The sequence below is a fragment of the Vibrio sp. T11.5 genome, from assembly GCF_027587155.1.
Lineage (GTDB): Bacteria > Pseudomonadota > Gammaproteobacteria > Enterobacterales > Vibrionaceae > Vibrio > Vibrio neptunius.
Map to the genome: position 1 here is coordinate 1 of NZ_JAPPTP010000028.1, position 24,347 is coordinate 24,347.

Here is a 24,347-nt window from a genome sequence, read left to right on the forward strand (position 1 = left end):
TTGAAAGATCTTAAAGACGCTAAGTTCCAACTCAAGGGCTTCCTACTTCGCAATAATGTGCAAGCAACAGTGAATGACAACTGGTCTAAAAAGCATCTACGGTGGCTCACAGACCTCATCCTACCTCACCATAGCCAACAGATCGTTCTGCAAGAGATGATCATTACTATCAGTGAACGAATGAAAAGACTTCAGAGACTCGATAATGAACTGCTCCATCAGATAAAAAATTGGCGATACTATCCTGTCGTCAAAGCAGTTCAAGCCATGCGTGGCGTACGGTTGCTGGTCGCCCTCGGCACCATTGCAGAACTTGGTGATTTACGGCGGTTCGATCATCCCAGAAAGCTCATGGCTTACCTTGGCCTCGTTCCCACAGAAAGCTCTAGTGGCGGGAAAACTCGGCGTGGTAGTTTAACCAAATGCGGGAACAGTCGAACAAGACGATTATTGGTGGAAGGCGCTCATACCTACAAACATAAAGCCAATATCTCTATTGAGATCCAACGACTGCTTCAAAAAGGGAAGCATAGAAATGTTGTTGTCGTGGCCATCGCTAGAGAAATGATTGCTTATATCTGGGCTATCGCAAGAGAGGTTGTCGTAAGCGACGTCGATCCTAAAACTCGCATCGCAAGGCTACCTGCATGAACAACGAATTAGTGTTATCGCAAAGGATGAAGCATCGGGTGTGGCACAACCGCCGACGGCGTTAGGACGGCAATCGAGCGTAAGCTGTATTGAACCACGAGCATAGACTGAAGACAGGTGCCACGACGGAACAAGTAAGGTAGGCTCTGCTCACCAACGGTGAGTAATCCACGTATATCAGCATGAGAACTGACGACATTACTTGCTTCACCTATGCGGTAACACTACTACTGATTTATTAGTAAGGCTCTGGAAATGTGGGAGCAGAAACTTCTACTTTTTAACTGACAGTGGGGGTCATATCAACGCCGCGTTAAGTAGTGAGCGACGCTTCCACCTCACCTAAACCATTAACCGTAAACACAAAACTCAATTTGAACTGAGAACGCCGAGCGTTGGCAGTCCGTCTTAAGCAGTTTGTTATATATTCATTCTTCTAATTTATCGACTACCCATAGTGAATCCAGCGTAGAACGACTTGCACAGGTACCTGGTTCCAATGCCGTCAACTCATTAATGGTTGCGTCCTCTGCCACAAGGTGACCCACACCAATATGATGAGGGCGACCACTTTCTACGCATCCGTCAATACCACACAGAAACTGCCAATCTCCATCAAAGTCTCTTACAGAAAAGAGCACTGGCCTAGTTTTCTTAAATACATGCGCGCACACAAACACGCCATAATCGTTTCTAAATTCCATAAACACCCTAGAATATATAACATTCTTAATAACAGGCAGTCTCGTTTTTGTCTCTACCTGACTTTTTATCAACTTATCATAACTCATTAAAAACTATTGTAAATTCAGGACACACACCAAAAGCCTGTATTTAAGGCTACTTATGAACGATTACTTGCGGCAGGAAAACCTAAAAAAGTAGCGATAGTTGCCTGCATGAGAAAGATGGTTGTGACGCTCAATTCAATGCTAAGAGACGGCACAATGTGTGACAAAGATTGCGTCAAAAATTAACTATTGACGCCATAGTCTCTTGTTAGTTGCCCAACTACAAACCTGGTGCTAACATTTGTACACACACAAGATATGGAGCACATCATGGACACTAGAATTCAGTTTCGTGTTGATGAAGAAACGAAACGACTAGCCCAGCAAATGGCTGAAAGCCAAGGCAGAACACTAAGTGATGCTTGTCGTGAGCTGACTGAACAACTGGCTGATCAACAGAGAAAGACTTTATCTCACGACGCGTGGTTAACTGAACAAGTTAACTTAGCTTTTGAGAAGCTTGACTCAGGAAAAGCCACTTTTGTTGACCACGAGTCAGCTAAATCTCGTATGGCCGAGCGTAAAGCTAAAATCCGTAACCGAGGCAAGTTATGATTTTGTGGGAAGAAGAGTCTCTTAACGATCGCGAAAAGATCTTTGAGTTTCTTTACGACTTTAACCCCGAAGCTGCTGACAAAACCGACGAAATTATTGAAGCAAAAGTTGAGAACCTTCTAGAGCAACCTCATATGGGAGTCCAACGAGACGTAATTAGAGGACGATTGCTTATTATTCCTGAGATTTCAATGATTGTTTCCTACTGGGTTGAAGGCGATATCATTCGCATCATGCGTGTACTGCATCAAAAACAAAAATTCCCTGCGGACTGATTATGTCTACTGGGAAACTAACGAGCCTGTAGGATTTCTTCCTTACTCGTTCTCAATTCTGATCTTACCTATATTTCATCATGATATGAACTTGAACGCATCAACACCTTATGATCTAATCTAAATTATTCGTCATGAGACACGGTTATGCCCAACTTCAAAACCGATTACTCGCACCAAAACATGTTTGTCCCTGTCATCATCGATGAGCAACTCATCCCTGGCACTATCGAGTATGCGATAGCCCATATCGTCGATAATCACCTCGACCTATCACCTTTTGATGTCCACTATTGCAATGACCAAAACGGAGCGGCCGCCTACCCGCCTTCCATCATGCTCAAGGTTATCTTTTATGCCTATTCTCTCGGCATGCTATCCAGTCGACGCATTGAAAAAGCTTGTATCAACAATGTCACTTTCATGTGTCTATCTGGCGATGTCAGACCACACTTCACAACCATCGCTGCCTTCATCGCTAAAATGAAAGACACCATTGAACCACTCTTTACTCAAGTCTTGATGATATGTGATGAACAAGGTCTTATCGGGCGTAACATGTTTGCCATTGATGGATGTAAAATATCATCCAATGCCAGTAAAGAATGGAGTGGCACACACGAAGAACTCCAACGCAAAAAAGAGAAACTAGAGCGTGCGAGTCGCCGCATTATCGAACGCCATCAAAATCAAGACGCCCTACCTAACGAGGTTCTCGCACAAGACTTAAGACAAAAACAAAAGCTCGATAACAGCGCCAATAAAATAGGTACATTTCTCGCGAGTACCCACGACAAGTTAGGCTCTAATAACAAACCCATAAAAAGCAACATAACTGACAACGATAGTGCAAAAATGACTACCTCGAAGGGCACGATTCAAGGCTATAACGGCATTGCTATCACTGATGACAAACACCAAGTTATTTTGTACAGCCAAGTATGGGGCAGTGTCGGTGAGCAGCAAACGCTCAAACCTGCGGTACTCGCTTTAAACGAACAGATGGACAAACTGCCGAATTCTACCGAGCACACGATCAAGTTCACGGCTGACAGTGGCTTTCATAGCAAAGCCAATCTCAAGTTCTTGGCGGGCACTCCGTACGATTGTTACATCGCTGACACGGCATTTCGCAGCCGCAATCCACTCTTTCAAAGCAGTGAAACCTACCAAACCGAGCAAGCAAAGAAACGTAAGAAGCGGTCCAAAACAGGCAAAACCTGTTATCCCATTGCCATGTTCGAGTTTGACCAAGATGCGATGACTTGCCGATGTCCCGCTGGGAAGATGATGCGCCTTAGCAGCAAAAATGCCGTAATACGTGGAGAGCGAGGCGCTCAGTTTTGTGGCTACCTCAACGACTGTCGGCAGTGCATTCACCAATCTCAGTGTATGAGGAAGCCTCCCGGTAAACAGCAAGGCCGACAAGTCTTCTTTATCTACAAAAACACCAAAAACTTTGACCATATGCAAGCTATGAAAAGCAAAATTGATAGCCCAGAAGGAAGGCGGCAATACAGTAAGCGCCTTGGGTGTGTTGAACCCGTTTTCGGCAATATCACCGTTAATAAACAGATGAATCGATTCACTCTGAGAGGTAAAGAGAAAGTCAACGCACAATGGGCGATGTTTAGCTTGCTTCACAACATAGAAAAGCTGAGAAATTACATTCATTAGAGGGGGAAACCCCTCTAAAACCTGCCAGAACCAGCAACGACGCCTATATCTTAAATTATCACCGTAAGCACCAATATCACGGCTCAGTATTTAAGCCAATTTAGACAGGGAAAGTTGTCGAAAAATCAGGTGAAATTGGAGAAAAACCAAGAAATTCTACAGCCTCAACGCCCTGCTAAGTGGCTGACAACATAACACAAAACGTAAACAAGCCGCCGTAAACACAGAACAAACTTTGAAGTAAATTCGCCGAGCGTTGGCAGTCCGTCTTAAGCAGTTTGTTATAGCTTTCCTATCTTGGCAAATGAACTTGCAAGCAACTGAGTCTCTCCGGTTTCATGAAGCCAAATATAAACTTCTGGTTTGAACTGTGCTGATTCTTTTAAGAAAACCATTTGATCTCCAAGACCATTGCTGGCAATTGCCAATGCATTGTGTGGAAAGTTGCCAAAACCAGAACACGACTTGGTTTCTGCAATAATGTGGTTACACGTACGAGCTAGCCTATTTCGATCGGAGTTGTCCTTGATTGGGTAAAGCTCCCAATCATCTTCTTCAGTCGTTGCCTCCCCACCATTGTCAGTCTTCATTGATTCACGGTAATCATGGGGGAGCCTTGCACCAAGCTCAACCTCAGTATTAACTAACTGTTCTTCTGTTAAGTTGAATCCCATTTTTACTCCAAAGCTATAACGCCTGCTTAAGCGGCTGCCAATGCACGACACCCAAACAGACCACCGTAATCACCAAACCCAAACCGAACCAAAAACGCCATAGGTTGGCAGTCTGACTTTAAGCACTTGTTATGCTCGTAACTGCTTGAGGTACCAATTAACTTGTTCCCATTCTAGATCTTGTTCCATATGCCAATCAAATTGTCGCGGATAACGATAATGGTCAACAATGTGCTGAAGATGTTGATGCGCAATTTCAGGGTCATATACTCGCCATACTAAACGACGAGTGTTATTCCATGTTTCTCTCACAAGAAAGAGCGCATTACCACCCGCTTTAATCTCTTGGTCCAATTGTTCACAAAATGGGTCAACGATAGCTCGCTCATCTTCCGAAGGCATTCCGTTCTCGACTAAGCCATCAAGATCGATTATTACAGAAAGATGCCAGCCAAAAATTTCGCGATGTTCAAAACCATTGAGTCCAGAGTTCAACATACCTATGCATGGTAAATCATCTTTTTTCCATTCAAGTAAGGTGTAAGACTCTTCAGGAAGCACTATTCGGACTTCGTTTTCTTTTAGTTCTCTATCTTTACCCCTGCCAAATATTTTCCCGAACATGAAATTCCTCCTAGAACATAACATTCTTAATAACAGGCAGTCTCGTTTTTGTCTCTACCTGATTTTTTATCAACTTATCATAACTCATTAAAAACTATCGAATATACGTCATATTGCACACCCTACCATCACATAAAAACGAGACTGCGCGTTATACCAGGAAGGGAGAGTGCCAATCCTTTGATTAACAATAACTTACTTAATCTTCTGTTGACAATAGCGAGACTGAACTCTCAACAAAACAAGCCATTTTTCATACTCAAACCGAACTCAAACCCAATAAACTATGTAAATACACAGTTATGGAGCGTACAGATGGCAAGCAAATTTTTAGAAGAAATTCGACGACATATGCGAATGCGGGGATACAGTCTCAAAACAGAAAAGGCTTACTTATATTGGATTAAATACTTTATTCGCTTCAACAAACTAAAACATCCAAAAGATATGGGCGAAAATGAAGTAACGAGTTTTCTTTCTTATCTTGCCAACGAGCAGTACGTAGCAATCAACACTCAAAAAGTAGCGCTCAACGCAATTGCTTATCTTTACAATCAATTTTTGCAAACGCCGCTAGGTGATTTGGGATTTAGCTACGCCAACAATTAAATTCAGGACACACACCAAAAGACCCTTGTAAAATTAATGCAAGGCTTAACTTGGTGACGACCAGTTATTTTAGTTGTTCTTTAACGCAGTTGCGATTGGCTCCATTTTCAACTTATTCAGAAGGTATTCCAATGCGTCACTTTCTGAAGCAAATTCAACCCTGGAGTTTTTATTTCCTCGCTCGGCATAGAACACCTCCCATTTATCGCCACATAATTCTAAACAATACTTATCACTGGAAGCACCGTTTAAATTAAAAGCTGATGGGTCAATACCAATTACCTTGATAAGTTTTAAAAAATTGATTCTATCCATTTCACCGACAAACATAACACTCTTAACAACAGGCAGTCTCGCTTTTCTCTTTGCCTGACTTGCCATTACCCTATCATAAGTGACTAAAAATTAATTCAAACGCATCGAACCATACATCATATCAATATATAAAAGCGTGCGTGGGGGTATATTAGCAAGAAGAGTGAAAATTCTATTACTAACAATAATTTAGAGCAACCACCCTACCCCAAACTTCAGTGATTCTGTGCCTGCTCGTTGATGGCCAATCAACGCGAGGTGAGAGTTTGATCTTGCTTAAGCGTCTTAACGATCCCATCTCGCTGACTATCGCTCAATGGAAACCAACGGTTCTTCTGGATCTGCGGTTCAGACAGTACCTCAAGCAGTGCGTCTGGGCTGAGTTTCGCTTTCCCGTATGCCACCAGCTCAATCGGCTGCGCACACAAAGACTGCAAACGACAAATACATTGGTCAACGTCTTGGGTAAAACACAAATTATAGGCATTTTGGTTCTGCATCTTAACTAAACAAAGATCGGGAGTGCCACTAGATGGGGAGCAGTGCTCAGTAAAGCGATTGAGTTGCGCTTGTCTAATAATCGCTTCGAGCCAGCTATATTTAGACGTTTGTTTAGGGTCGGGCCCATTGAGCAGCGTCGATAAATCACGCATATGCGAGCGAATCGATTCAGGCTCGGTGTGAATGCGATAGCAAATTGAATTGAGAACCTTCAGAACGTGATCGTCTGTGAGCTTTGGCATGGTAACCTCCAACAGGAAAACATTTCCATCACCACACAGAGACCCCATAACAAAGGGTGGTGAACTGAACAAGGTTGATACTACCGCACACATGGAAACGGCCAGCCTCCCCGAAAGGAGCTGCCTCGCCCAGCCCACCGTAATACCGAATCGAAATGCGCATTAAGTCATGCGATTTAGATTTCTACAGATGTGCCTAGGCCGCACATGATGGAGGCTAAGGTTCAGCCGGCATCTATGCGCCATGTGTAAGGTGCGGGGTATCAATCCCGGCACTGGATTTTGCCAGTGCTTTTGCAGGATATCGCTGGGGTTCAGAAGAGTCAACGCTTTCAGCGCGTAGGCCGATTAACTGGTCAAAAATCAGTACCTTGTAAAGAGGTGTGTTAACAATGTGTCGAGTAAAGGATGAGGTTTAGACAAGGCCGTCACAGAAAACGGCTTCTATTGTTTAAGGCTGAGAAGAGATTCAGAACACAACAAAAAGATACAGCTGCATTTGGACATAAAAAACCAATGTTTTCTTGCTCAGCTATTAACTGAGTTTATTAAGCCGCCTTTTTCTACGGAGCAAAGTATCGAGCACACTCTGAAGCTGTAAGCCCAACACAAGTGACGGCTTTCTCATCGAGTGCCTTGCTAGTCTTCTTTTTATGCAGATCTTGAATAACTAAATACCCCCAATAACCTTGTCGCGTAGTGGCAATAATTTCTTCTCCAATCGAAAAATAATGAGATGCTATGTCGTTTGCATCATATTTAAGGTCTCTTTCTCCGTCGTTGATACACAAATACTTTATTGTTCCACCTTTAACGGAGCGTTCACCTTTACAAGTAACTATGAAGTTGATTTTAACAACCTCGTCACCTAGATATCTTTCATTGGGAGCTGTTATACCTATTCTTATTAAGATAAACAGCAGAAGAACAACAAGTGGTAACAAACGGGTTGTTGAATTAGGGCGCTTTCCAAAATTACCGTGTTCCACAATCATTGTTTCGGCGCGTTTAACTCTTCTAATTTTATAGATGTAAAAAATCGCTGTAAAAATGACTGCCAGGAAAGCTGAAAAATAAGTTAAAACGCCATTGTCGAGGGTATTTTGATATACCGAAAACCTTGCCTTAAACACGATAAACGAGACAAAAATCAATGGGGCTATAAATGTTATAATCTGAATACTTCCTCCTCGAGTGCTAACTGACTTGTAACATACCACAAAACGAATCCAAGCCACCTAAAACACAGAGCAAGCTTTGAAGTAAACTTGCCGAGTATTGGCCTTTTAATCAAACACTTACTTAAAGACAAGCTTCAAGTTTCTTATTCATATCCTGTTTTCTCGGAGGCTACAACGTCTTGCATAGGTAGCTCCTCGTATGTCATGACGTGAGTATGCTCACTCGGTATCAATATGACTTTCCCCCGAGGTCGATAGTTTTTGTTAGTCACTAGGTACATCTCATCAATATCCATACCCACATTTGAAAACTTGCCTATCACTATCACGCTCATACCTTTTTTAGCGGCGGCCCAAATCTCTTTGTCTCCGTAGCAAATACGCTCAAACCTTTCTAAATATAAGCCACCTTTGCACGCCGGTTTTGCTCCTGTTATAAATCGACTTGTTTTCCCTTTCACTGCTAAATGCAACGCCGCTTCCTTACTATTGTAAATGTGCACGACTTGCACAAAAAGGGTTAACACGCCGGCAAAAAGGAAGCCGTGTATCATTAAAAAACCCACAAATGAGTAGCACAACTCTTTGCAAGATAATTTCTCATCTGAAGAGCACTGTTTTCTAACTAGCCACGCAAAGCAGACTACGCCAGATGATATATACAGCATCCAGTTGATATCCACTATCTGCTCTGGCCAATCAAACTTATACCAATTGTCTGGCCACATAAGAACCACAAACCCAATCAAAGACAGCATCGTCCAAATAAAAACCAGTCCGCCTAACAATGTCTTGGGTTTTATTCGTGCTATCAGCAGTTTCCAACCACTTTGGTCGTTGTTGTCCAAATTTATTGTTTTTTTGTCCAATCCCATATGTTCACTGAGTTTAATCATGGTTTCGTCAAGGTCATCTCTAGGTCAGCCAACTGGTGAACTAAATTATTCCAGACCACCAAATGTAACCAGTCATCTGGATTGGGAAACGTCATTGCCAATCTTGCCATTACTACCAAATATTAAGTACCGTAATAAACCTGCGCTTTTCAACGGAGTGCCTGCCAATCATTTTAACTTGCGAAGGAACAAAGCTATTTTCTTTGTAAACGGGTTGGACCTCTAAGCGATTAATCAGCTTATCCTTGATTAAACTAAGTACATTCTGTGTATTTTGTTCGTGTGCCGCCGAAATATCTTCAGGGACGAACACGATATTCCTAGGTTCATTTTTGCCACCTAATTCAGTCGGTAAGAGCAGCACTTCAAATAATTGTCCTTGCTGTACGAGTTTCAATGCTTTTTCTCGCGTATCTACCTCAGAAAAATCAGGAGTTGGTTCTGCATTAACCACAGCAATCAATAAAAAACTGAAAGCCACTGCGATGAGCTTTTTCATGTATTCTCCGTTAGGTTTTAATTAGGTCGTGAGCAGCGACAATCGCAATTGTGCTGCAAACACTGAAGCGGGTACATACCGAAAGTGACAAACGTTGCGAATCCGCTTAAATAGATTGCTAAATGCAATCGATTAATTATCCTTTCTATTCAATCACTAAACAACCGAGCTCAACAATGGAATTCGAAGATTTAGCCAAGATACTTTGCAGAGAACTCACGCTAGAGTCAAAATCAGGCCATACTTTCAACTGGAATTATCGAGGTGATAATAAAATTGCCATAAAACCACAAGGTTTTGATACTAACGCACTGACGTTACGTCAAACAACATCAGACTTGGTTATTGAAGTCACAGACTCTGGAACCAATGACTACTTGTATAAAGAAACCAGTATTACAAAGGCGACTGCCCTCGGCCTTAAAGCACTGTCAAACAAAATCAAATAGTCATACCTATATCACCGGACGTTACCGAAATAGCGAGACGAGATAGATAATTTTGTTGTTTGAAAAGCATTGGCTGCTATCGCAGCCAATAGAGTGTGGTAGCCTTAAAACGGGCTGAAAGCAGATATGTGTTAGGTGTAAATCTAATTGAGTAGTCGCTCTTCATCACCTTGCTGTTGATGATAGAACTTTGCTTCTTCTATTTTTTGCTTTGATTCTTCTTCAGTCAAAACTTCTTGCTCAGCTAACCATCTGAACTTATTGATTTCATTAGTTAGATCATTGTCAACGTTAACATCGGCATACCAAGCTAGGAGCTGTGCCTTGCGTCGACTCATTAATTCGTTAACGATAGCATCATGCTGTTTATCATGAATGATGTGCAATCTAGCATTGTCAGTTTTGTATATTGTGTAGGTAACTTTTGATATTACTGACCAAGCCAAACAAGCGGCGCCTATAAGAATCCACATCAGATCGATATAAAGTGACTCTCGAGTAATGCTACCGTAAACACTCTGGAAGACTCCAATGACAATCCAAAGCAACCCAACATTCCTTAACCACTCGTTTTGTTCAATGAACTCAGAGCTTTTCTTAGATAAATCACCATAGTAAAGGTCTATATCACCTTTTTCTGTTGACTCTTCATAAGCGTAATTTAATTTATCTTGCTCGAAACTAAACGTATATTTAATTTTGCCTTTTTTTTGTACAACTTCCATTCTTATGCCTTATATAAATATTGCCGTACAATTAGACCAATAAATACGCGAGCAAGTCAATGATGGTTCGCCATTGAACCTAATGCCTTACTAAGTTGCCGTTGAAAACTCGATAACCAAGGAAACCATGGAACCGAATATTGCCATTTTGGCTAGCCTCATCGGCGATCAAGCACGCGCTAGGATGCTAACTGCGCTGATGGGAGGCCAAGCGTTAACAGCCACGGAGTTGTCACTAGAAGCAGACATCACCGCCCAAACGGCCAGCAGCCATTTGAACAAGCTGGTGTCAGGTGAACTGCTCGTCGTGCGCAAGCAAGGTAGGCATAAATATTTTCAGTTGAAAGACGCCCAAGTTGCCGAGTTATTAGAGCAGTTGCTTACCGTCACTGCTGCAATCCCTCGCCTGAGGGGAACAACCGATCCACGCCTTAGACGTTCACGCGTGTGTTACGACCACTTGGCTGGCGAACTCGGCGTCCGCTTGTTCGATGCCATGGTCGAGAACCAATGGCTGGTTGAGACAAGTCATCACGCCCACCTAACCGACAAGGGTCGTCGCCAGTTCGAACGTTTAGGGGCGGATGTTGAAGCCCTGACCACTGGCCGGCGTCCTCTTTGTAAAGCCTGCTTAGATTGGAGTGAACGGCGTAGTCACCTTGCGGGCAGTTTAGGTCAATGGATACTGGACGATCTCCTCAAACGCCAGTGGGCTAAGCGTGATTTAGACTCGCGAGCGATAACGTTTTCGCCACAGGGCTTAACTGCTTTTAGCAACAACTATCAACTGGGCACGGACAAGACGAGCGCAGACTGAATCACGTTTTATTTCTTTAGCTTTATAGATCGAAAGTCGCTATGTCGAGAATAACGGCAAATCTTAACCTTTCTATGCCACATTATTGACATGCCTTCGTTATGATAGTGATTCCATCGATTGACATCGAAGCAAAAAGGAGGAGAGATGGAGCGAATGTCCACTAAGTCATCAATGTGGTTAGGGCTGTGCCTTATTATCGGTTTGGGCGTACTAGGGTTCTTTATCCAGCAAACCGCTATCCAGTACAAAGCGTATGAGCGCGTTGTTACCGTTAAGGGGCTATCAGAACGTGAATATCCTGCTGACACTGTAATTTGGCCGATTCAGTTCACCGTCGCAGGTAATGATATGACCGCCCTGTTTAGCGACATTGACAAACAGACGGCCCTTGTTCAGCAATTTCTGAATAGCAAGGGAGTGGAATCATCGAGTGTTTCGCTGTCATCCCCTGCAGTCACTGACCGTAAAGCCCAGCAATACGGCGGAGAGACAAACATTGAGTACCGTTACTTAGCTACCCGAACCCTCACCGTGTACAGCCAGAATATTGAAATGGTGCGGACGGCCATCAACGAAATCGGGGAACTAGGCAAGCAAGGTGTGTTGCTCAATCAAGATCCCTACACCAACCGTGTCGATTACAGTTTTACTCAGTTAAATGACATCAAACCCGACATGATTGAAGAGGCAACCAAAAATGCGCGTGAGGTAGCCGAGAAATTTGCCAAAGATTCCGACAGTTCGCTGGGGAAAATAAAGCGTGCCACACAAGGACAGTTTTCAATTTACGATCGTGACAGTAATACACCGTACATTAAAAAAGTACGTGTCGTGTCAACCGTGCAGTACTACCTGTCTGATTGATCAGTCAGTCACTGATACAACAAAGCCAGCGCGATTACGCTGGCTTTTTTTATACTCGGTCGTGCACAAAACGTTCATGAATATTGCACGACAACCAGCAGTACAAACCAGACCAAGGGCAAACATTGGGCAATCCATTCCACACGCTTAGCAGCTCTCGTGGCGACTGTCATACTCTCATCCTGTTACCGTTAAAAAGACGGTAACAGTCTAGACAGTTTTTTTAAATTTATATGAGCAGTTGCGCATATAAATTTAAACAATAATTATCACTTCTAACAGTATAAGCGCTGGCCGGTATACCACACCCGTCGCCGTTCTTAGCTGTCACGCTCCGCGAATGGCCATTGTGTGTTTACTTGACTGCATGCATACGCTGTTGAAGCATTCTGACCCGAAAAGGATAATCGATAGTCGCTATCATCCGGTGGATGAAAGTGGCAGTCCCACCCGAACAATAATGCGCTCCACCTTCCAACAATAAACTTCCGGCTTCTTGCCCTACTTTTAAATCGAGCCCATAGCATTGCTCACCACCAATGAGTGACTCCTCAGCCGAAGAGAAGTACAAGACGTCAAGAGCGTATTGATTGACCCACTGTTCATTCTCTTCTGGTATTCCCTCAACTGGCACGACATTTTTTACGTACAACACTGGCAATTGCAAATAGGACTGCATTCCCTCACTGCGTAGCTGGGGGCCATCACGTTGTCCTCCGATAAGGTTAGGTTCATTATCCTTTAACCCGATACACGCGACTTCATGAAACAACGGGTTGTTGTCGCGCCAAGAGGCTGGTATCGCAGACAGACTCTCGTAGCCCGCGATCGGACAGGGTTCAGGAGACACAAACTGAGTATCTAATGCTCGACTACATTGGTTCACATTGGTTTGCAGCGCGCTTTCTGCCCTGGGTGAATAACGTGAACGATCACTCACCATCCAAGAATGATACACCTCATCGTCCAACGACAAACAGGCTAAAAGCTGGTTGGTTTTGCGGTAATAAAGCATCAAATCGCTGATCAACCAGAGCCCCTCATTGAGGACAGCGTCCGACTTTTGCGCCATGGTGTAGAAGTCGCATTTCTGATCATAAAAGGTACTGAGTTGGTGGGCTGCATCGCCGACTTCATTGGCCTGATAAGCGACCAGTGCGCTATTGCGTATAGCGCGGATCTCGCCAATCTCGCACGCTGCGCTCAGTGCCGAGGTGAACATACCAATTGCCAAGACAACCCATCTTATCCAGTGCCAATCACCCAAGTGGAAGTGGCTGATTTGTTGTGCTCTCATCGTGTACGATCTTCCACTTCGTCAAACGTCTCGACACTGACCCGCTCACCCAACTGGCGCATAGGGCGCATGGACTCAGGGTCGCTTTGTCCCCAAAAGGCCTCCCAGTCTTGGCGAGTTTGCCATTTAGCGATAGTGAGCACCTTGTCTGGCGTTTGCGTCGACCGGTATAAGGCGCTGCCAAGCGCGCCCGGCACCGTTTCATGTATGGTGTCCGTCACTGCTTGCCAAGCAAGCTGAAACTCGGTCATCTTCTCAGCGGCGACACGCCATTCGTAAATCACTCGAAACACCCTAAACTCTCCTTATCTTTGTTTATTGAACCCTGTCTCAATGCGGCGGAGGCTGCCACCTTGCCCTATCGGATCTTGATGGTCGTGAACAACGGCGCGCCTTTCAGTGTGGGTGAGCTTAACGGTATTCTTCTTCTCAACCCATCATAGGGCTAAAAGTAAGTATCTTTTCCACTTACCTTTAGCCTAAACCCCTGACAATCCTATCAAATTTCTTCAAATTCAGGGGTATCTTTCGTTCTCAAAACAGGAAAATATCGATAAACAAACGGGAGTATTGGCAATACTGAAGCAGACCACACTGATAGCCTGAATGGTTCCCGCTTGCCGCAAACTATGCCGCGGCGGCGCGCAATTATCATGGCTTAGAATGAGACAACCGAGTCAACATACGGTGACATGACACCCCAAAGTCTCGTCTCTAGCCTTCCACTACCCTGTCCTAGTGCCCAGTCTGGGTAAAGCAACACGGACGCTGCCCCTGCCTCTTGTGCGGCCAAAAATTGCGTTAACATCGAGCTCTCTTGGCTATCAGTCCGGACAGGCTTGCCTGCTAGCAGCTCGTTGGCAGGGAGCGTATAACACTCAGGTTCTGCCGAGCGACGCCACAAACATACCGATGTGTCTTGGTAGGCAAAAAGCTTAAAAAGAGTCAACCAAGTCTGCAGGTCAGTGTCATAAGCCGTCAGGCCCGTCAATTCCCACTCTTGAGCATTAGGGTATAAGTGAAGTTCATTGAGGATGGCTTGTTCAAGTTGGTGTGGTTGCCCACTGGGTATCCCTAGGATACGCAACGTCACGATACCATTGGCGCTGTGACTCTCTACCCATGCCCCCTGCTCCGTATTCGGTAAGATTGTCTGCTCACCTTGTACCTGTGCTCTAAGATCCATCAATAGCTGGCCCCATTGTGCCTGTGAGTCAATGGCACTGGCTCTAAGCAAATACGGCTGATAGAGTTGTTGCCATTGGTCTTGAATTGCCTCGTACTGAGCATAGTGATCGGTCACGGATGTCCACATAACGTCAAAGTCATCGGCATAACCGCGTGTGTTCGCTGCCTTGCTTTGAGCGACAGCCTCATGCAGAACAATGGTCACAAGGTCGGTGTTAGTTCGGCCGAGACTATCTTTGGCGTAAAGTTCAAACTCATAGGTGCCCGCTGCAGTTGGGTTGAGTGCGGTCGCTGTTAGCTCGTCCTCATTCAACAATGCCAATTGCTGAGGCCCCGATACCTGACGCCAACGCGTGTCTTTGATCGAATAAAGATAAGCAGGATAAGTCTTAGCGGATCCGCTTAAGGTTAGGCTGTCGATCGGCAGGGTATGAGCTTGATCACTACCTGCATTCACTGTCGGTTTGACGTACTTTTCGCCATCACTAACATCGCCGCCACAGCCAACCAATAATGCCAGCACCAGCGTAGACAATAACCGCCGAATGGTGGCCAGCAGCGCGCGCTTTGGTGAGGCAAAGAATAAGCGAGGGACGAGGCTGATTCGCGTCGAGAGTTTGAGTTCCATGTGAGGTCCTTTTGAGTCACTGAATAAACGTTGTCTCAAAATTACATTCACACAAAGAATAAATCGTTGGCGTTTTATGGACCGATTGTGTCCTATTTGGTCACAAACTCTTCGTCCTCACTAGGGCGTGACGTTTGGCAGGGCCAGCGTAACTCAAACTTCGCTCCGCCAAGAGACGATGTGCCCACCTGAACACTGCCCTCATGCCACAACATGATTTGCTTGACAATGGCCAGTCCCAGGCCGTGGCCTTTGCCGCTCGCGCGCGTTTGGTTATCGAGTTGAACAAAGGGCTCAAACAATCGCTCAGCATCCTGGTGTGAGACGCCAACGCCATCATCTTCCACCCCGATCACGTAGTCACTCTCGTGTTGTTCAAAGGTCAAGCGTACTGTCGTACGGGCATATCGCCCAGCATTTGAGAGCACATTTTTCACCGCTCGCATCAGCCCCGTGTGATCGATAAACAGGACATGTTGCTCTAAGGTATGGGGGGACAACCACTCCACCGTCAAATGCGGATGCACCAAGCGATATTCTTCCACTTCTTGCTGCAATGCAGGAACCAGGTGGGCGTGCGAAAACTGGCGCCAATCCGTCATGCGACTGTAGCGCGCCAAGAGCAGATTTTGGTTGATCAAGTGATCCAAATCCTCAATGCTGTTTTGCACTGAACGTTGGTATTTAGCTTTTTGCGCGACGGCAAGCGTATCATCCTCAAGCATTTCTAGCGCAAAACGCAGACGGTAGAGAGGGGTGCGCAAATCGTGAGCAATCGCATTGGTCAATTCTCTCTGACCTGCGATCAGGGTTTCAATGTTATCGGCCATGGTGTTAAAAGAAACGCTCAATTGGGATACCACAGACAATCGACTCGCTTTCGCCCGTTGGGAGAGCTGCCCGTGGCCGAAGGCATTGGCGGTAACCACTAAGCGCTTCAGGTCACGCCACAACGGGTACACCCAGATCACCAAGGCCAGTGAAACAGACAGAAAGAACAAGCTGCCAATGGCACTGGTGAGTTTGACTTGGGTGGTCTGCGACAAATGATCTGCCACCTGCAACCACACCCCCGGTACAACAGGCGCTAGCAGTTCGACCAGCCCCTCTTGGTTGAGATAACTCACTGCCTCACCCGGAGCAAAGGCAATTGCCTCCTGCGCTTGAGGCTGTAATTGATCGTCTCTCATCAAGCTCACCACAAACGGAATGGAAGCGGTTTGCACAGCCAAATGTTCCTCCCATTGCGAGGAAGGCTGCGCGCGCAGAGATTCTGCCATCAGGTACAAGGTACCTTTCGCCTGATTCAGCGCCGCCTGCTGCGTCGATTCATTGAGGGCAAAATAGATCAGTTGCTCACTGTCCCCTACGCGCTGCAACAGCGCCATTGGGTCACCGTAGAGAAACGTGATCCGGCCTTCGACTAAACTTGGATACTTAACCTCGTTGTCCTGATATTGCACTAGGGGTTGTAACTTGAGCGGATAAGCAAAGTGCTGCGCGTATTGCTTTACCACAGACGGCCATTGTGTTTGCGGATAAGTCAGCAGCGTTTGTGTCATTGTCGAGACATTGTTCGCGTAGATTTGCTGATAGAACTCTTCAGAAAAGCTTTCGTTGAGACGTTGAATGGGGCTCCACTGTGTAGGGATGAGAAGCAGAATAATAGGGACAAAAACCGCTAGCCAAAGCACAGAAAACGCGCGGATCATGTTGGGCTCCTTAGCTGGCAACACACAGTTGGTATCCCACGCCGCGCACCGTCTTGATCAGTGCCGGATCATGGGGGTCATCATTGAGTGTTCTGCGCAAGCGAGAGATACGCCGGTCAATCGAACGATCCAGCCCATCGTACTCAAAGCCACGGATACGCTGAGCAATGTCATCTCGCGATACCACTTGCCCCACATGCTGAGCGAGCAACAGCAGCAGCTCAAATTCCGAGGTCGTTAGCTTCAGCGCTTGTTGGCTAAGGGCGACACTGCGATGTTGCAGATTGATGACCAAGTCTCCCAGCCTGAGTTCATTCGTCTCTTCTCCACCCAAACTTCGAGCATGACGACGGAGTAAAGCCCGTATGCGAGACAGGAGCAACCGCGGCTTGACCTGTTTAACAATGTAGTCATCGGCGCCCAGTTCTAAGCCCATGACTTGGTCTAAGTCATCGTCTAACGCCGTTTGCATTAAAATCATGCCCTCGAAATGCGGCCGGACAGCACGACATACTTCCATTCCGCTTTGTCCCGGTAGCATGATGTCCAGTACTACCAAGTCAGGGGAGTCCGTAAGAATGCGGTCGACAGCTTCCAAGCCATCGGTCACTATGGTTACGGAAAATTCGTAGTTCTGCAAAAAATCTCTGATCAATTCAGCGAGTTCTACGTCGTCTTCAACGAGCAGGACTCGATGGGCCGATTGCACCGTCATAGCCACCTTCCAGTGAATGCTTTTAGTGCAAACTATACATTTATAAGATGCTAATCAGTGTGACCATTTGTGACCAATCCGCAAACTTGTGACACGTCTTGGACAAATGCAGGGCTCGATAGCCTTGATGAGAGTTTACCTACTGGATGTAACCCACCCCATAGTTAGGGCGAATCGATAAAAAACGCTCAACCTAGGCATGTTGAGCGTTTTATTTAACCGCTTTGACACTAAATGTCATTATGCAGTCTTGATTGAAGAGTAAGGTAATCTGCCTAGAAATCTCGATTATTGACTTCGATGAGCTCCAAAATGAGTTGACCTTTTTCCCCTACGTAATCCATGCTGACAGCACCAGACGCTTTCTGTGTGATCGTATCTGCCGTCGGCACCGCTCGTCTCACACCATGTCCGGTTTGGTAGATCGAGTAGTACCAAGAGTCAACCAGCGCATTGAGCTTGCCGACAAAAGCCTTATTTATTGCTTTAACACCAGCGTGTTTTTCCGTGTCTTTGACGCTCTTGTAGAAGCCTAACCAACGATTTTTCTGGGGCACACCTAACTTATTACTGATATGGTGGATTAGAGTTCCCGGCCGGATAATACTGCCTGTGGCCACGACAACTAAACCTTCCAGTAACAAGCCGGGGGAATTTCTCGCTAGGTTTTTACCCCCAGTCTGCACACATGGGATATTAAGCGACATGACTTTCAGCTTTTCTTCATCAAGACTAAAACTGGTGTTCATCAGCTTATCTAGGTATTTTTCGTGACGCTTCAAATTGTGCTGGTTAGAGGTTCCACCTGATTTGTGTTGATTATAGTCACCAAAAGTATCGACTGAGTTACCCCATTTTAAACGGTGCTTATCTTTGGCTTTATGAAATAGACAGATCACTTTTCCTTTGCGGATACACTCGCCGACACTTTTGTGCCAGTAGTCAGACGTAGGCATAAGTTGCGGACCAAAATCGTTGGCGATCCGTTTTACAATCGGGAACGCATTACCTTTGTATACAAACTTTACGACGATGGGTTCTTTTTTGCATGCCGCTAAGATAAATAGCCGGCGTATTTCTTGTCTCGCATCCACCTTGTCGAAGGTGACACCGCCATGAAAACCATAAATCTTGCCTTTCTTCTCTTTGACGCGGATGTCGAAGTAGCGAATTCCAGCTTTAAACTGACTCGCTAAGTTAAGGGTTTGGGTAACGGTGCCGCCACGCACGAAAGTGGCGATATTACGGGTAAAGAAACTGCCGCGATAGGCGAAAGTCATGGCATCATGCGCACCGGGCAGAGTATAGGTAGCAAGAGGTCTATCAGCCAAAACTCCGCCTCTGGATACCAGTTCTTTAATCCAGTTATCCAGCTTAGCTACATTAACGCCATGAGTACGATTTAGAAAATTGTAACCTTTGAATCCAGTGTTCATATTGGTAACAACGGGCAAAGTTTGTAAGCCATTACGGTAATTTCGAATTGCAGTTGCTAAATTATTGTCCACTTTGACCTCTCTATATTCACACAAAATGCAGCCCAAAGGTTTGAGGAGTCACAAACCCATCGTAGCTTTAAAATGATTTTTATCGATAAGTATTGGTGGCGAATCTCTATTCGTAAAGGCACTCTATTTAAATTTTCACCCCATATGAAACTAGATAAGTATAATGTTAATAGTGAAATAAAGACCCGCTTTCGCCGGCCTCACTGACCTTTGCTGTTGTTTGACTAAAGGTTGTAGCAGTATAGGCAAATTCATAGCGACCGAAGAAAAGTGATTTATTTCGCAAACTAAGCTGTAGCTCTAAAATCATTTTAAACCACAGCTCGATATGCACTTTATTTAATAAAATACAACTTTCAATTAAATCAATACATTATTAAAAGCTATCAAATAAATTACCCATTAATTAGTCAAATTCATTCTGCGATTAATTTTAATATATTGAATTAAAAGCAGATATTAATGCATTGTAGAAATCTCGCCCTGATGCTGTTCAAACGATATCGCGGATGCGGCTAGATACTAAAAAGACGTCCTCGGACGTCTTTTTATGTCAATGCGGTGTTGAGTAAGCAAGGCAACCAAAGTTCGATAGTCAGCTGTACTTTTTAGCTGCTTCTTGGCTGCGGTCCGCTAGCGCGGCTTATACTGAGTTGGGCAGTAACCTCGAGTCACGTCTGGGCTGCGTAACTTGTTATGTTTTGTCTTACGACCTGACACACGTTCACGCCACAATTTAAAGCTACTCGGTTTGAGCCGTCTGCGCATAAACTGAATCACGCTAGATTCATTCAACCCATATTGAGATTCGATGGCCTCAAATGGCGTACGGTCTTCCCATGCCATTTCTATTATTCTCGACTCTATTTCTGAGGTCAGTTGCATTTCCCATCCCTTGTTTGTGAAAACGACATTTCTACGACCAAAATTGAGCCTTGGTTCAAATGCAAACTCAGTATTCCTCAGCAATGATCAGTTGATCATCAGATTCTATGACGATAAACGCCACTGAATGCGGTTTGTGACGAAAGCCGACAGAACAAATAGCCATTGAGCCCGAACCACATGTCACCTCGGGGTATTGTTGACTATAAGAAATATCGCCTTCTTGATGAGGGACAAGCTGCCAACCTTTGGCCAACAAATCATGTTTTACCTCCTCGTAAGCCTTACCTTTAAATTGAGAAAAATCGATGTCGTTGGCGGCTGCTGGTACCGTCATTGCACACACTGCCGCTAAAACGATAGCAAACTGGAATTTCATTCTATACACCTTTAAGGTCTAACTAAGGAGTGGATTATTTGCCAATATGGCGTAAGGGCTGCCGCTCATCACACTCTGCCATGCACCCCGATGACACCTTGGCCAGCCTGTTAGCTGGCTGATTCTAACGCGCGCTTAAGATCTCCGATATCTTTACATCCAAGATAAACCGTTTTGCCTCCAGCTAATGTGAGTTTTAGAGCTTTGCCGACTGAAACATTATATAACCAACCATCTTTTAACATACGAACTCCAATGCCTTGATACCACTTAGTGTCATAGGATGACATACCGGTAATATTGACGACATCGACTTCCTTACGAAGAAAACCAAGCCCAAAATACCAGCTCACTTTATTTGCGTTTACCTCGACTGTCATGGAGTAAAATAATACCCCTATAACAAAATTGATTGTCAACGCAATAAGCGCACTGGCGATAGAATCAGAGGTTGCAACAATCACCCCACTTAGAATCAAAAGAAGAGTGATCAATACGGTGTTTACTTGTGTTTGTTTATACATAGTTGGTTAACTCCTTTAATTCACATCACAACAAACTCGATATTAAACCGAAATAAGTATTGCCGAGTGTTTCTAGCCCTAAATGAGGTTACGGTGATATCACCCTGGTTGATTTCTAGTGAGTGAACTTCAACTCACCGTTCGCATCCGCGATTAAGTTGATCGTCTTAATGACGGCCCGCTTACACAGTGAGCCATATAGATGCGGATAGCGTTCTCCATCGTCTTGCGTACCTACGGGTGGCTCATCTTTTAAGCATTGAGCGACAGCGCTTTTATTGATTTCAAGCAGGTAAATCTCACTCACTCCAGCAAAAAAGCAGTCAATTATTTTTTGTACTTGTTCTTGGTATGCTAAATGAATAAAACCTTCTGTTGTCAAAGATTCCGGTGCGTATGTGTCGCTGTTTTGATATTTGTGGTATTCACTTTTCGTCAGTATGTGATAAAGCATATGGTTCTACTCTTGCTGTATATTGGGCGATGAGGGACACAGAGTCTTGACTAGGGCCTCGGTAACGTCGTCAGAGATATACTCATCCGATTCTTCTTTTGTCAGAACTATCGAGGTAAAGAGTAAACCCGTGTTTTTGGTTGTGACCCTTGATAACTGGCAGTCAACCTCCACCGTCGCCTCAAATGAGCCTGACTTACCTTCACGAACAATATTAATGTCGCTCAGCCGCTTTAAGTCGCCACTGGCATACCAAGTGTCAGTATACGGCCCGCCGACTTCATCTACATAGACAAGCACATTATCAAGATTGGAGGTGGTATCTTGTGCACCTACGGGGATTTGCAAGCCACTGACCAGCAGCGCAACCATGCCAAGCCTAGCGATTTTATACATATATCATCTCAAATTTTTCCGTTAATGCGCTTCGGTTTATCAGCCTATCGTATGGCAGTTAACTCAGCACACTATCGGTTGTATTTAGCTTTGTTTAACGTTTCTTTAAGTTGATGTGTGTGTTCTAGATTAACACCATGAATATTGGCTATGGCACAAACATAATACAGCACATCATACAACTCTTCGGCTATCGAACCTTTTAACTCTTCTAGTGAGGGTTGGCCACTTTGACCTTTGCGGATTGACTCAGACAATTCACCCACTTCTTCTATTAACTTTAAGAAGTAGTGCTCGGACTGTTCTGGTGCATGATCAAAGCTTTTAATGTGATTTTGTAACTCAGATAGCTTCATAACATCCTTTATTCATGTTTTGTTCAACACCATTTAACCGGAGTATGCGAGTTCGCCCATCATTTTAATCGATTTTCAGTGAGTGTTTCTCGACAACGTCTTAAGCGAACAACTCGAAAATTGCTGCCTAGATAAACTGCTCAAGCTGATAGATGCGCACGCCTGCTTTGTCTTATAGACTATTTAAGCGATTGAATTTTAAGTTAACTATACGGTTGTTACAAATAGAAATCGTGTGAGTCGATGGGTGGCTCACGGTTGTCATTTGCGCTTTGTCTTTTCTATGCTTGAAGATAAAAAACCGCCGCAATCCATGCGACGGTCGTTTGTTGTTTGTTTTTCAACGCAGTGGGTTAAGCAACTTCTGTTACTGGTCGAGAGAAATAAGTTGGATACGTCTGGCGAATATGGCGCTGCTCTTCAACCATGTTTTTAAAAGATGGGCCTTTTTTCAACTTAACAATCACCTCGTTTTGATCAAACCGAAGCACACTTCCTTCAAAGGCTACTTGCTTGTTATTGTGTAATTGAATCGTGCCAGACATGGATAATCCTTTATACCAGTTGGTAAAGGTGTTCTTTACCACTCGAATCCCACCCTCAGACACTTCGGTAACATGAAACAATTCATTAGAAATACGTACGGAAGGTCTCGCCCTTCTGGGGTACTTCAATCGATAATATTTGCGTTTTTGTTCAAAATCACTCATCACAATCTCCTATTACTTCGAGTGATAACGTCCCGAAGAGTCTTACGTACCTAGTCACTGACCGTCATTCAGATTAATCAAATTTCCCGATAGTATAACTGTCGACTATTGAAAGAAAATCTTTAGTGCTAGTTTTTGCGCTTGTGATCTTGGCTCGCCATACAACCTTTCACCCATAATCCGTAAACCACTGATTTTAAATAACTAAAAACCTAAAAAAGTCAGTATTACAAACCGCTTTACAACACGAAGTTTTGCGCATACATTGCACACATCTTAATCATTAGGTTCATTCCATGTCACAACAACGTACTGGCAACTGGATGGCTGCGTTGTCATTCCTTTTGTGGGGTTTATTGCCACTCTATTATCAATATCTCCCCAACGCCGCTCTGGACGAATTGCTGACCGTTCGATTGGTCGCATCTGTACCCTTTGGCGTTTTGATTGTGTTGTTGGTCACTAAAAAAATGCCCGACTTTTCGGCTATCGTGCGTGATCGCCGATCCTTAGGCATCACTTTGTTAGGCAGTACCTTAATGTCGATTTCTTGGTGCGCTTTCACATGGGCCATCACCAACGATCGCGTTATCGATGCCAGTTTGGGCTTTTTCATCAGCCCATTAACCATGACAGCACTGGGTGTATTCGTATTGGGTGAGAAACTGTCGCTGGGCAAAAAAGTGGCGTTGATTCTGGCGACCACCGGATTAAGCTATCAGGTGATGCAATATGGGCAAGTGCCGACTATCGCTCTGACTATGGCGATTTTCTTTACTTTGTATGGTTGGTGTAAGAAGAAAATTCAATACGAATGGAGCACCTGCCTATTCGTTGAAGCGCTTGTACTATTACCGTTTGCACTCGGTTACCTTGTATTTAAAGAAGTAACCGTTGGAACAGAATCGCTGCACTCAGGCTGGGCAGCCTTTGCTCTGTACGTAGGTGCTGCGCCTGCCACCTTGATCCCTCTAGTGTTCTATTCTCTTGCCATTCGTTGGACCAGTATGTCCACGGTTGGATTGATGCAATACATAGAGCCGTCGATCCAGTTTCTTTTGGCGATTTATTTGTTCGGCGAAGTTTTCGATGAAGTCAAACTGGTGAGCTTCAGTCTTATCTGGGCGGGCTTACTGTTCACGATCGCAGAAAGTGCCAAGAAGCGAATGGTTCTGAATCGCTCATAAAAATCCAAGTGCATCAAGTACACTTGGATTTTGACAGCTGTCGAGGGTCGTTCAACCGCT

At 44.6% G+C, this 24,347-nt stretch carries 30 protein-coding genes and 2 pseudogenes; 10 read left to right on the forward strand and 22 right to left on the reverse strand.

From position 1 onward, the window contains the following. A partial coding sequence (locus OH455_RS19940) for an IS110 family transposase (RefSeq protein ID WP_269982579.1) occupies window positions 1-651 on the forward strand: 651 nt, incomplete at its 5' end. Window positions 652-1,079: 428 nt separating this feature from the next. On the opposite strand, the gene OH455_RS19945 is transcribed toward OH455_RS19940, so the two are convergent. After that, window positions 1,080-1,355 carry a hypothetical protein gene (locus OH455_RS19945; protein ID WP_045978053.1) on the reverse strand — a complete coding sequence of 92 codons (276 nt, stop codon included), beginning with the start codon at window positions 1,353-1,355 and terminating at the stop codon, window positions 1,080-1,082. Between the two features lie 123 nt (window positions 1,356-1,478). On the opposite strand from OH455_RS19945, the pseudogene OH455_RS19950 reads away from it, so the two are divergent. The 4 genes and pseudogenes from OH455_RS19950 to OH455_RS19965 form a co-directional block, all read left to right on the forward strand. Beyond that, a pseudogene (locus tag OH455_RS19950) lies at window positions 1,479-1,628 on the forward strand (IS110 family transposase); the annotation flags it as partial. Window positions 1,629-1,712: 84 nt separating this feature from the next. Then, a complete protein-coding gene (locus OH455_RS19955; RefSeq protein WP_269982580.1) occupies window positions 1,713-1,997 on the forward strand; it encodes a type II toxin-antitoxin system RelB/DinJ family antitoxin in 285 nt (94 codons plus the stop codon). Beyond that, on the forward strand, window positions 1,994-2,272 hold the full coding sequence (locus tag OH455_RS19960) for a type II toxin-antitoxin system RelE/ParE family toxin (RefSeq protein WP_269982581.1): 279 nt from the start codon (window positions 1,994-1,996) through the stop codon (window positions 2,270-2,272). Before OH455_RS19955 ends, OH455_RS19960 begins: the two co-directional genes overlap by 4 nt. Before the next feature lie 147 nt (window positions 2,273-2,419). Beyond that, window positions 2,420-3,949: a transposase gene (locus OH455_RS19965; RefSeq protein WP_269982582.1), complete on the forward strand. Its 1,530-nt coding sequence runs from the start codon at window positions 2,420-2,422 to the stop codon at window positions 3,947-3,949. Window positions 3,950-4,230: 281 nt separating this feature from the next. On the opposite strand, the gene OH455_RS19970 is transcribed toward OH455_RS19965, so the two are convergent. Continuing rightward, the gene (locus OH455_RS19970) at window positions 4,231-4,623 is read right to left on the reverse strand and encodes an SMI1/KNR4 family protein (protein WP_269982583.1); all 393 of its coding nucleotides are present in this window, start codon (window positions 4,621-4,623) and stop codon (window positions 4,231-4,233) included. A gap of 129 nt (window positions 4,624-4,752) precedes the next feature. Continuing rightward, window positions 4,753-5,247: a DUF695 domain-containing protein gene (locus OH455_RS19975; protein WP_269982584.1), complete on the reverse strand. Its 495-nt coding sequence runs from the start codon at window positions 5,245-5,247 to the stop codon at window positions 4,753-4,755. 315 nt (window positions 5,248-5,562) lie between these two features. On the opposite strand from OH455_RS19975, the pseudogene OH455_RS19980 reads away from it, so the two are divergent. Continuing rightward, a pseudogene (locus OH455_RS19980) lies at window positions 5,563-5,847 on the forward strand (site-specific integrase); the annotation flags it as partial. A 78-nt stretch (window positions 5,848-5,925) separates the two neighbouring features. Here OH455_RS19980 and OH455_RS19985 read toward each other — a convergent pair. From OH455_RS19985 to OH455_RS20005, 5 genes are all read right to left on the reverse strand, one after another. After that, window positions 5,926-6,237: a hypothetical protein gene (locus OH455_RS19985; RefSeq protein ID WP_269982586.1), complete on the reverse strand. Its 312-nt coding sequence runs from the start codon at window positions 6,235-6,237 to the stop codon at window positions 5,926-5,928. A gap of 182 nt (window positions 6,238-6,419) precedes the next feature. After that, on the reverse strand, window positions 6,420-6,914 hold the full coding sequence (locus OH455_RS19990; RefSeq protein WP_269982587.1) for a hypothetical protein: 495 nt from the start codon (window positions 6,912-6,914) through the stop codon (window positions 6,420-6,422). Window positions 6,915-7,477: 563 nt separating this feature from the next. Continuing rightward, entirely contained in the window at window positions 7,478-8,152 is a 675-nt protein-coding gene (locus tag OH455_RS19995) for a hypothetical protein (RefSeq protein WP_269982588.1), read from the reverse strand. Window positions 8,153-8,238: 86 nt separating this feature from the next. Further along, window positions 8,239-8,991, reverse strand: a complete 753-nt coding sequence (locus OH455_RS20000; RefSeq protein ID WP_269982589.1) for a hypothetical protein — start codon at window positions 8,989-8,991, stop codon at window positions 8,239-8,241. A gap of 112 nt (window positions 8,992-9,103) precedes the next feature. Continuing rightward, a complete protein-coding gene (locus tag OH455_RS20005; protein ID WP_269982590.1) occupies window positions 9,104-9,490 on the reverse strand; it encodes a hypothetical protein in 387 nt (128 codons plus the stop codon). A gap of 176 nt (window positions 9,491-9,666) precedes the next feature. Here OH455_RS20005 and OH455_RS20010 point away from each other — a divergent pair, with 176 nt between their 5' ends. Continuing rightward, window positions 9,667-9,939, forward strand: coding sequence for a hypothetical protein (locus OH455_RS20010; RefSeq protein ID WP_157634086.1), 273 nt, complete (start codon window positions 9,667-9,669; stop codon window positions 9,937-9,939). A 143-nt stretch (window positions 9,940-10,082) separates the two neighbouring features. Here the strand turns inward: OH455_RS20010 and OH455_RS20015 are convergent, their stop codons facing one another. Further along, window positions 10,083-10,664: a hypothetical protein gene (locus OH455_RS20015; RefSeq protein WP_269982591.1), complete on the reverse strand. Its 582-nt coding sequence runs from the start codon at window positions 10,662-10,664 to the stop codon at window positions 10,083-10,085. A 127-nt stretch (window positions 10,665-10,791) separates the two neighbouring features. On the opposite strand from OH455_RS20015, the gene OH455_RS20020 reads away from it, so the two are divergent. Together OH455_RS20020 and OH455_RS20025 are read left to right on the forward strand one after the other, a co-directional pair. Beyond that, window positions 10,792-11,481, forward strand: a complete 690-nt coding sequence (locus OH455_RS20020) for an ArsR/SmtB family transcription factor (protein WP_269982592.1) — start codon at window positions 10,792-10,794, stop codon at window positions 11,479-11,481. A 147-nt stretch (window positions 11,482-11,628) separates the two neighbouring features. After that, window positions 11,629-12,348 carry an SIMPL domain-containing protein gene (locus OH455_RS20025; protein ID WP_269982593.1) on the forward strand — a complete coding sequence of 240 codons (720 nt, stop codon included), beginning with the start codon at window positions 11,629-11,631 and terminating at the stop codon, window positions 12,346-12,348. Between the two features lie 355 nt (window positions 12,349-12,703). Here OH455_RS20025 and OH455_RS20030 read toward each other — a convergent pair whose 3' ends face one another. The 13 genes from OH455_RS20030 to OH455_RS20090 form a co-directional block, all read right to left on the reverse strand. After that, window positions 12,704-13,645, reverse strand: coding sequence for a hypothetical protein (locus OH455_RS20030; RefSeq protein WP_269982594.1), 942 nt, complete (start codon window positions 13,643-13,645; stop codon window positions 12,704-12,706). Further along, window positions 13,642-13,938 (reverse strand): antibiotic biosynthesis monooxygenase family protein, encoded by a 297-nt coding sequence (locus OH455_RS20035; RefSeq protein WP_269982595.1) that lies wholly within the window; start codon window positions 13,936-13,938, stop codon window positions 13,642-13,644. The genes OH455_RS20030 and OH455_RS20035 overlap by 4 nt, the downstream gene beginning before the upstream one ends. Before the next feature lie 365 nt (window positions 13,939-14,303). Next, window positions 14,304-15,461 carry a PKD domain-containing protein gene (locus OH455_RS20040; protein WP_269982596.1) on the reverse strand — a complete coding sequence of 386 codons (1,158 nt, stop codon included), beginning with the start codon at window positions 15,459-15,461 and terminating at the stop codon, window positions 14,304-14,306. A gap of 92 nt (window positions 15,462-15,553) precedes the next feature. After that, window positions 15,554-17,173, reverse strand: a complete 1,620-nt coding sequence (locus tag OH455_RS20045; RefSeq protein ID WP_269982597.1) for an ATP-binding protein — start codon at window positions 17,171-17,173, stop codon at window positions 15,554-15,556. A 10-nt stretch (window positions 17,174-17,183) separates the two neighbouring features. Next, complete coding sequence (locus OH455_RS20050; protein ID WP_269982598.1) at window positions 17,184-17,888, reverse strand: winged helix-turn-helix domain-containing protein; 705 nt, start codon at window positions 17,886-17,888, stop codon at window positions 17,184-17,186. A gap of 275 nt (window positions 17,889-18,163) precedes the next feature. Continuing rightward, entirely contained in the window at window positions 18,164-19,396 is a 1,233-nt protein-coding gene (locus tag OH455_RS20055; protein ID WP_219347943.1) for a hypothetical protein, read from the reverse strand. 633 nt (window positions 19,397-20,029) lie between these two features. Then, entirely contained in the window at window positions 20,030-20,281 is a 252-nt protein-coding gene (locus OH455_RS20060; protein WP_045975802.1) for a TIGR03643 family protein, read from the reverse strand. A 67-nt stretch (window positions 20,282-20,348) separates the two neighbouring features. Continuing rightward, window positions 20,349-20,660: a hypothetical protein gene (locus OH455_RS20065; RefSeq protein ID WP_269982599.1), complete on the reverse strand. Its 312-nt coding sequence runs from the start codon at window positions 20,658-20,660 to the stop codon at window positions 20,349-20,351. A gap of 110 nt (window positions 20,661-20,770) precedes the next feature. After that, window positions 20,771-21,184, reverse strand: a complete 414-nt coding sequence (locus OH455_RS20070) for a hypothetical protein (protein WP_045975800.1) — start codon at window positions 21,182-21,184, stop codon at window positions 20,771-20,773. Window positions 21,185-21,299: 115 nt separating this feature from the next. Next, window positions 21,300-21,638 (reverse strand): DUF952 domain-containing protein, encoded by a 339-nt coding sequence (locus OH455_RS20075; protein ID WP_206371972.1) that lies wholly within the window; start codon window positions 21,636-21,638, stop codon window positions 21,300-21,302. 6 nt (window positions 21,639-21,644) lie between these two features. Continuing rightward, window positions 21,645-22,034, reverse strand: coding sequence for a hypothetical protein (locus OH455_RS20080; RefSeq protein WP_269982600.1), 390 nt, complete (start codon window positions 22,032-22,034; stop codon window positions 21,645-21,647). A gap of 71 nt (window positions 22,035-22,105) precedes the next feature. Then, entirely contained in the window at window positions 22,106-22,390 is a 285-nt protein-coding gene (locus tag OH455_RS20085; protein ID WP_045975797.1) for a MazG nucleotide pyrophosphohydrolase domain-containing protein, read from the reverse strand. Between the two features lie 353 nt (window positions 22,391-22,743). After that, window positions 22,744-23,100 (reverse strand): PilZ domain-containing protein, encoded by a 357-nt coding sequence (locus tag OH455_RS20090; RefSeq protein ID WP_045975796.1) that lies wholly within the window; start codon window positions 23,098-23,100, stop codon window positions 22,744-22,746. A gap of 296 nt (window positions 23,101-23,396) precedes the next feature. Here OH455_RS20090 and rarD point away from each other — a divergent pair, with 296 nt between their 5' ends. Next, window positions 23,397-24,287, forward strand: a complete 891-nt coding sequence (gene rarD, locus OH455_RS20095) for an EamA family transporter RarD (protein WP_269982601.1) — start codon at window positions 23,397-23,399, stop codon at window positions 24,285-24,287. Window positions 24,288-24,347 lie beyond the last annotated feature (60 nt).

What these genes read in the sequence shown, in the direction of transcription:
- OH455_RS20085 (WP_045975797.1), bottom strand. Translation starts at nt 22,390, where the DNA reads ATGAAGCTATCTGAGTTACAAAATCACATTAAAAGCTTTGATCATGCA.
- OH455_RS20010 (WP_157634086.1), top strand. Translation starts at nt 9,667, where the DNA reads ATGGAATTCGAAGATTTAGCCAAGATACTTTGCAGAGAACTCACGCTA.
- rarD (WP_269982601.1), top strand. Translation starts at nt 23,397, where the DNA reads ATGTCACAACAACGTACTGGCAACTGGATGGCTGCGTTGTCATTCCTT.
- OH455_RS20040 (WP_269982596.1), bottom strand. Translation starts at nt 15,461, where the DNA reads ATGGAACTCAAACTCTCGACGCGAATCAGCCTCGTCCCTCGCTTATTC.
- OH455_RS20000 (WP_269982589.1), bottom strand. Translation starts at nt 8,991, where the DNA reads ATGATTAAACTCAGTGAACATATGGGATTGGACAAAAAAACAATAAAT.
- OH455_RS20065 (WP_269982599.1), bottom strand. Translation starts at nt 20,660, where the DNA reads ATGAAATTCCAGTTTGCTATCGTTTTAGCGGCAGTGTGTGCAATGACG.
- OH455_RS19975 (WP_269982584.1), bottom strand. Translation starts at nt 5,247, where the DNA reads ATGTTCGGGAAAATATTTGGCAGGGGTAAAGATAGAGAACTAAAAGAA.
- OH455_RS20015 (WP_269982591.1), bottom strand. Translation starts at nt 10,664, where the DNA reads ATGGAAGTTGTACAAAAAAAAGGCAAAATTAAATATACGTTTAGTTTC.
- OH455_RS19970 (WP_269982583.1), bottom strand. Translation starts at nt 4,623, where the DNA reads ATGGGATTCAACTTAACAGAAGAACAGTTAGTTAATACTGAGGTTGAG.
- OH455_RS20045 (WP_269982597.1), bottom strand. Translation starts at nt 17,173, where the DNA reads ATGATCCGCGCGTTTTCTGTGCTTTGGCTAGCGGTTTTTGTCCCTATT.
- OH455_RS20060 (WP_045975802.1), bottom strand. Translation starts at nt 20,281, where the DNA reads ATGCAACTGACCTCAGAAATAGAGTCGAGAATAATAGAAATGGCATGG.
- OH455_RS20090 (WP_045975796.1), bottom strand. Translation starts at nt 23,100, where the DNA reads ATGAGTGATTTTGAACAAAAACGCAAATATTATCGATTGAAGTACCCC.
- OH455_RS19955 (WP_269982580.1), top strand. Translation starts at nt 1,713, where the DNA reads ATGGACACTAGAATTCAGTTTCGTGTTGATGAAGAAACGAAACGACTA.
- OH455_RS20075 (WP_206371972.1), bottom strand. Translation starts at nt 21,638, where the DNA reads ATGCTTTATCACATACTGACGAAAAGTGAATACCACAAATATCAAAAC.
- OH455_RS20070 (WP_045975800.1), bottom strand. Translation starts at nt 21,184, where the DNA reads ATGTATAAACAAACACAAGTAAACACCGTATTGATCACTCTTCTTTTG.
- OH455_RS20030 (WP_269982594.1), bottom strand. Translation starts at nt 13,645, where the DNA reads ATGAGAGCACAACAAATCAGCCACTTCCACTTGGGTGATTGGCACTGG.
- OH455_RS20025 (WP_269982593.1), top strand. Translation starts at nt 11,629, where the DNA reads ATGGAGCGAATGTCCACTAAGTCATCAATGTGGTTAGGGCTGTGCCTT.
- OH455_RS20080 (WP_269982600.1), bottom strand. Translation starts at nt 22,034, where the DNA reads ATGTATAAAATCGCTAGGCTTGGCATGGTTGCGCTGCTGGTCAGTGGC.
- OH455_RS20005 (WP_269982590.1), bottom strand. Translation starts at nt 9,490, where the DNA reads ATGAAAAAGCTCATCGCAGTGGCTTTCAGTTTTTTATTGATTGCTGTG.
- OH455_RS19965 (WP_269982582.1), top strand. Translation starts at nt 2,420, where the DNA reads ATGCCCAACTTCAAAACCGATTACTCGCACCAAAACATGTTTGTCCCT.
- OH455_RS19945 (WP_045978053.1), bottom strand. Translation starts at nt 1,355, where the DNA reads ATGGAATTTAGAAACGATTATGGCGTGTTTGTGTGCGCGCATGTATTT.
- OH455_RS19990 (WP_269982587.1), bottom strand. Translation starts at nt 6,914, where the DNA reads ATGCCAAAGCTCACAGACGATCACGTTCTGAAGGTTCTCAATTCAATT.
- OH455_RS20050 (WP_269982598.1), bottom strand. Translation starts at nt 17,888, where the DNA reads ATGACGGTGCAATCGGCCCATCGAGTCCTGCTCGTTGAAGACGACGTA.
- OH455_RS20020 (WP_269982592.1), top strand. Translation starts at nt 10,792, where the DNA reads ATGGAACCGAATATTGCCATTTTGGCTAGCCTCATCGGCGATCAAGCA.
- OH455_RS19985 (WP_269982586.1), bottom strand. Translation starts at nt 6,237, where the DNA reads ATGGCAAGTCAGGCAAAGAGAAAAGCGAGACTGCCTGTTGTTAAGAGT.
- OH455_RS19960 (WP_269982581.1), top strand. Translation starts at nt 1,994, where the DNA reads ATGATTTTGTGGGAAGAAGAGTCTCTTAACGATCGCGAAAAGATCTTT.